General features: G+C 68.5%; 10 protein-coding genes. All 10 read left to right on the top strand.

Features of this window, described 5'->3' with window-relative positions; all coding sequences use genetic code 11:
- Positions 1-233, top strand: a 233-nt coding sequence (locus VFJ21_09525; protein HET7407355.1) for a hypothetical protein, incomplete at its 5' end; no start/stop codon positions are given.
- Positions 230-412 carry a hypothetical protein gene (locus VFJ21_09520; protein HET7407354.1) on the top strand — a complete coding sequence of 61 codons (183 nt, stop codon included), beginning with the start codon at positions 230-232 and terminating at the stop codon, positions 410-412. The genes VFJ21_09525 and VFJ21_09520, both read left to right, overlap by 4 nt.
- The gene (locus VFJ21_09515; GenBank protein HET7407353.1) at positions 409-885 is read left to right on the top strand and encodes a helix-turn-helix domain-containing protein; all 477 of its coding nucleotides are present in this window, start codon (positions 409-411) and stop codon (positions 883-885) included. The genes VFJ21_09520 and VFJ21_09515 overlap by 4 nt, the downstream gene beginning before the upstream one ends.
- Positions 882-2,294 carry a DEAD/DEAH box helicase gene (locus VFJ21_09510; protein ID HET7407352.1) on the top strand — a complete coding sequence of 471 codons (1,413 nt, stop codon included), beginning with the start codon at positions 882-884 and terminating at the stop codon, positions 2,292-2,294. The genes VFJ21_09515 and VFJ21_09510 overlap by 4 nt, the downstream gene beginning before the upstream one ends.
- The gene (locus VFJ21_09505) at positions 2,282-3,256 is read left to right on the top strand and encodes a DNA methyltransferase (GenBank protein HET7407351.1); all 975 of its coding nucleotides are present in this window, start codon (positions 2,282-2,284) and stop codon (positions 3,254-3,256) included. Before VFJ21_09510 ends, VFJ21_09505 begins: the two co-directional genes overlap by 13 nt.
- 129 nt (positions 3,257-3,385) lie before the next feature.
- Positions 3,386-3,565, top strand: a complete 180-nt coding sequence (locus VFJ21_09500) for a hypothetical protein (protein ID HET7407350.1) — start codon at positions 3,386-3,388, stop codon at positions 3,563-3,565.
- A complete protein-coding gene (locus VFJ21_09495) occupies positions 3,565-3,921 on the top strand; it encodes a hypothetical protein (GenBank protein HET7407349.1) in 357 nt (118 codons plus the stop codon). The genes VFJ21_09500 and VFJ21_09495 overlap by 1 nt, the downstream gene beginning before the upstream one ends.
- 214 nt (positions 3,922-4,135) lie before the next feature.
- Positions 4,136-4,444 (top strand): hypothetical protein, encoded by a 309-nt coding sequence (locus VFJ21_09490; GenBank protein HET7407348.1) that lies wholly within the window; start codon positions 4,136-4,138, stop codon positions 4,442-4,444.
- Entirely contained in the window at positions 4,444-4,887 is a 444-nt protein-coding gene (locus VFJ21_09485) for a hypothetical protein (GenBank protein ID HET7407347.1), read from the top strand. The genes VFJ21_09490 and VFJ21_09485 overlap by 1 nt, the downstream gene beginning before the upstream one ends.
- The coding region (locus VFJ21_09480; GenBank protein HET7407346.1) for a hypothetical protein at positions 4,884-5,588 on the top strand (705 nt) is incomplete at its 3' end. The genes VFJ21_09485 and VFJ21_09480, both read left to right, overlap by 4 nt.

Below are 5,588 nucleotides of genomic sequence, written 5' to 3'. Positions count from 1 at the left end.
CAGGCGCCCACGTCGCGCTGCACTTCCGGCCCGCAGACCGCCGACGCCGCGACGCTGACGGCCTGTTCCCGACGCTCAAGGCGGTGCAGGACGCCCTGGTCGACGAGGGGGTCCTCGCCGAGGACTCCTGGGTCACCGTGCCGTCCGCGACCTGCCGAATCCACCCGCCCACCGGCGAGCCCGCCGCGATGTGGCTAGAGCTGACCGACCCGGACACCGAGGAGACCCCATGACCTGCACCAGACCCGACCTCGTGACCACCCAACGCGCCGACGGCAAATGGCTCTGCCGCTGTCTCGGGTGTGGCGACGGTGCCGGGCCGTCGTTCCACAAGCCCGCGATCGAGGACTGGCGAAAGGCCCACGTGCGCAACGCCAGCGGGCCGCTGCGGGAGCCGGGGGGTTTGCGGTGACCGACCGACTTGCCCAAGCCATGACGCCCGTCGCCGCTGCGCTCGCCGTGGCCGTCGACGAGGAGAACCCCGACGACGTGGCCGCCCTGCTCACCGGACTCGACCGGCAAGAGCTGTACGCCCTCACCGTCGTCCTCGCCGCCGCAGTCGACCCCGACAAGCCACTGCTGCGCGCCACCGTCGCCGCCGCCACCAAGAAGGTCGCCCGCCGTGCCGCGACCGCCTTCGACATCGACCTCGACGACGTGATGGGCGACTCTCGTCGCCGCGACGTGCTCGACGCCCGCGCCGTCACCTACTACGCCGCCCACCTCGCCGGCGACAACTACTCACAGATCGGCCGGGTGATGAACCGCGACCACTCCACCGTCATGACCGGATGCTCCCGCGTCGCGGCCACCGCACGCCTGCGAGCCGTCGCCGAGCAGATCGCCGCCCGGTTCGGGTGGGAGCGAGAGGAGGGAGTGGCATGACCGCCACCGTCGACACCCGCACCGACTACGCGGACTTCCTCGACCACAAGGTGCAGCTGGCCAACGCCGGCGGGTTCGCGCCCACGATCCTGCCTGACCACCTGTTCGGCTTCCAGCGGGAGCTGGTCGCCTGGGCCGTCGAGCAAGGCCGCGCCGCCCTGTTCGCCGACTGCGGGCTCGGCAAGACGCCGATGGAACTCGCCTGGGCGCAGAACGTCACCGCTCACACCAAGAAGCCGGTGCTGCTGCTGACCCCGCTGGCCGTCGGGTTCCAGATCGTCGCCGAGGCCGAGAAGTTCGGTGCCGACGCGGCCCCGTCACGCGACGGGACGGTCACCGCGCCGATCACGGTGACCAACTACGAGCAGCTGGAGAAGTTCGACCCCGACGACTTCGGCGGCGTGGTGTGCGACGAATCCAGCGCGATCAAGGCGTACGACGGAACCCGTCGTGCCGTGGTCACCGAGTTCATGCGCCGGATGCCCTACCGGCTGCTCGGCACCGCCACCGCCGCACCGAACGACTACCTCGAGCTGGGCACGTCGTCCGAGGCCCTGGGTCACCTGGGGTACATGGACATGCTCGGCCGGTTCTTCGTCAACGACAACCGGACCTCCACCCACCGCGCAATGGCATTCAAGGGCGGCAAGCGGGTGCAGGCTGGGATGGGCGGCTACCGGTTCAAGGGACACGCCGAGGAACCGTTCTGGCGCTGGGTGTCCTCCTGGGCACGCGCGATCCGCAAGCCATCGGACTACGGCTACGACGACGCCGGGTTCCACCTGCCCGACCTCCAGCAACGCGTGACGCTGGTCAAGGCATCACAGACCCACCCCGAGCACCTGTTCGACGTGCCCGCACTCGGACTGGCCGAGGAACGCGAGGAAGCCCGCCGCACCCTGACCGACCGCTGCGAGGGCGCGGCCGCCCAGCTCGCCGACGCCGATACGGCCGTCGCCTGGTGCAACCTCAACGACGAATCCGCGATGCTGACCCGCCTCATCGACGGGGCCGTGGAAGTCGCCGGATCGGACGCGCCCGAGGCCAAGGAAGAGAAGTTGAGGGCCTTCACCGACGGTGAGATACGGGTGCTGGTCACCAAGCCGGCGATCGGCGCCTGGGGCCTCAACTGGCAGCACTGCCACCGGATGAGCTACTTCCCCACCCACTCCTATGAGCAGTTCTACCAAGCCGTGCGCCGCTCCTGGCGGTTCGGCCAGCAACACCCGGTGACTGTGGACGTGGTGACCACCAAGGGCGGCCAGCGCGTCCTCGAAAGCCTCAACACCAAGTCCCGCGCGGCCGACGCGATGTTCGACGCGCTGATGACCCACATGACCGACGCGCTCCGAATCAACCGCACGCGCGACTTCAACCTGCCGATGGAGGTCCCCAAGTGGCTGCAGTAGCCGACCAACTCATCACCGACCGCTACGCGATCTGGAACGCCGACTGCATCGACGTACTGCAGTCGCTGCCCGACGAATCGATCCACGGATCGATCTACTCCCCACCCTTCGGGGGGCTCTACCACTACTCCAGCGACGAACGGGACCTGTCCAACGCCCGCGACTACGCCGAGTTCTTCGACCACTACGAGTACGTGATCCGCGAGAAGTACCGGCTCACCCTGCCCGGCCGGACCAGCGGCGTCCACGCCGCGATCGTGCCCAGCTCGAACACCGGCAGCGACTCCTACACCGACTTCCCCGGCGACGTGATCCGCGCCCACCAGAAGATCGGCTGGCTGTTCGTCGCCCGGCACGTGATCTGGAAAGAGCCGCTGGCCGTCCGCAACCGGACCATGCAGAAGAACCTCGCGCACAAGACGATCGTCGAGGACGGTGCGCTCGGCGGGGTCGCCTCCCCCGACGAACTGTTGATCTTCCGCAAGCCCGGCGAGACGCCGATACCTCACCCCTGCGGCCTGACCGGCGACTACGCCGGCGGGGAGCAGGTGCCGCACGAGCTGCAGCGCTATCGCGGCTGGACCGGTGACCAGAAGGCCAACCGCTACTCGCACTGGATCTGGAGACGCTACGCGTCGAGCGTGTGGGACGACGTGCGCCTGTCCCGCGTCCTGCCGTTCCAGGACGGCAAGGACGAGGACGACGAGAAGCACGTCCATCCGCTGCAACTGGACGTGATAGAGCGGTATCTCGACCTGCGAACCGCGCCCGGCGAGCGCGTGCTCACGCCGTTCATGGGCGTCGGGTCGGAGGTCTACTCCGCTGTAGCGATGGGCCGCGTCGGCATCGGCGCCGAGCTCAAGGCGTCCTACTACCGGCAAGCGGTGCTCAACCTGGGCGAGCTTGACAAGGCGCCGCGCGAGTCCAGCGCACCTGCACCCGCGCTGTTCGAAGTGGGCTGACATGACCTGCACCTGCACCCACACCCCGCTCTGCCACCGCTACGAGCCCGCCGCCCGGGCCAACACCGGGGCCTGTCTGGCGCGCGGCTGCGGGTGCGCGGGATACGAGGAGGAGGGGGACGCTGCCTGATGGACACCCTCACCGACTACGGCTTCACGTGGGGCCCTATCGAAGTCAGTCGCATCTTTGAGCACAAGGGCCAGAGAGTCCTGCAAGTAGTCACCGATCACCGCCGAGTCGAGGTGTACGTCAGCCCACAGGGCCGCAGCGTGCGCGTCTACATCGACGGCGAGGAGGTGGGCACCTGATGCCCTACCTCAACCTGGACGACAACTTCGCCGACCACCCGAAGGTCGACGCACTCTCGGATGGTGCTTTCCGGTTGCACACAGCGGCGCTCTGCTACTGCGCGAAGAACACCACGGACGGCGTAGTTGAGAAGCGCCGAGTGCCCCGCTTGACGCCGACCTACAAGCCGTCGCTGGTGACCGAGCTGCTCGACGCTCGGCTCTGGATGCCTCACCCAGACGGCTACGAGGTCCACGACTACCTCGACTGGAACAAGAGCAAGGCGTGGTGGGACGAGAAGCGGAAGAAGGACGCACAACGGAAGGCCGAGTGGCGGGCAAGTCACGCCGCCCAGAACGAAGGAGAGACGGCGTGAGTCACACATGGAGTCACAGCGTCCGTCACAACGTGACAGACGGCGGACAGGACGCGGGACGGACGCAGGGAGTCACGCTTCTCCAGACCAGACCAGACCAGAATCTCTTTGTTACGCAGGTCTGTTGTGTCAGTGGTTACTCATTCCATCCATCTCACGGTGACCTACCGACGATGGATGGCCGCTTCGCGGCTGAGATCGGCGGTGGTCGGTGATGGTGCAGGTCGGCTTCACTGAACGAGACCGTGGCAAGGATGAGCGGCACGGGACGCCTTACGGTGCGTCGCGTCACTCCAAGCGGGGAGAGCCGCCGTGCGACGCCTGCCGCGCAGCCAAGGCCGAATACGACCGGCGCAATCGCGCCATCCCAGAGAGGACCGCTCGCAACCGCCTCCGCGCCAAAGCGCAGCAACGGGCACTCGCGGAGCTAAAGAAGGCGCACGAGTCCGAGTATCGGCGCCTCTACGTGGCACACAAGGCCGCACTGGAAGCGGAGCAGATCCGCGCGAGGGGCGGCGCCTGATGCCCACCACTGACCAGGATGCCCGGGCCCTGACCTACCTCGCCAAGCGTCTCCGCGAAGAGACCTACGGCGCCTGCCGCTGGGACGAGGCCGGGATCTACGCCGTCATCGCAAAGCTGATCGGCCGCAACCTCCCAACCGTGGTCGAGCAGGTCACGCGCCACGCCTCCGACCCCGAGGCGAAGACGCCCGGCGCGATCAACCGGCCGTTCCTGCCTGACGCACCCAAGGCCGGGCCGCTGTACCCGCCGAAGCGCGGCGAGGACTGCCCGCGCCACCCCGGCCAGTGGGCCACGTCCTGCGGCGGCTGCGAGGCCGACACCCGCGCCGACGACGAGCCCGCCACGCCACCACGCGCCTGGGACGCCGGAGACCCACGCACCGGGATCGCTGCCTGCCGGGCCGCGCTCGCCGGAGCCAAGACCGAGACGGAGGACGTATGAGCGAGCCGAGCAGCGATCTGCGCTGCGAGTGGTCCGACCTGCCAGTCTACGAGTGCGCCCACTGCCCCACAGATGCCCGTGAGGCTGCCAGAATCGCCGCCTCCCGCGATTTCGGGGCCGGAGTGACACCGAATGACGCTGGTGTGATTTCAGGCCGGGAGAAGGGCGCACAGCGATTCCGTGTCGTGTCCGGCCGCTCCCTCGATGAAGGCACCCCGGACTGGACGCTGCCCGGCCGCAACATTCCGCGCTCCGATGCGCCGTGCCGCTACGTCCCCGGCTACGGGCACTACCTGCGTTCACACCTGCGGACCTGCAACGACCGCGACTGCCTCGGATGCGAGCCTTGTGAGCGCGACCACGATGGCCAGCCCGTGCGGCACTGCACCTGCCGCGAGGGCTGCAACGAGCACCTCACGCCCGCGCATGCTCACGTTGCGCCCCGCTGCATCGGCAAGGTCCGCGCCACCCTGCACGCGATCGAGACGCTGGACGCACTGATGCTCGACGTGGCAGCAGACACGGGTGTGGAATCGGAGGCTGCCAACCTGGCGGGACCCGCCGCCGATCCTGCGCAGTGGTCGGCGCGGAAGGTCTACGCGATGCGTTCGGGCGCCGAGCTGGCGCTGATGCCCGAGGAGGACCCACACCACGCGCTGTGGGTGCTCGGAACCTGGGACATGATGCTGCGCGAGGACTAC

It is taken from the genome of Mycobacteriales bacterium, from assembly GCA_035690485.1.
Classification (GTDB): Bacteria; Actinomycetota; Actinomycetes; order JAFAQI01; family DASSKL01; genus DASSKL01.
The sequence above is the reverse complement of the archived record's forward strand: the minus strand, read 5'-3'. Positions and strand labels throughout refer to the sequence as shown.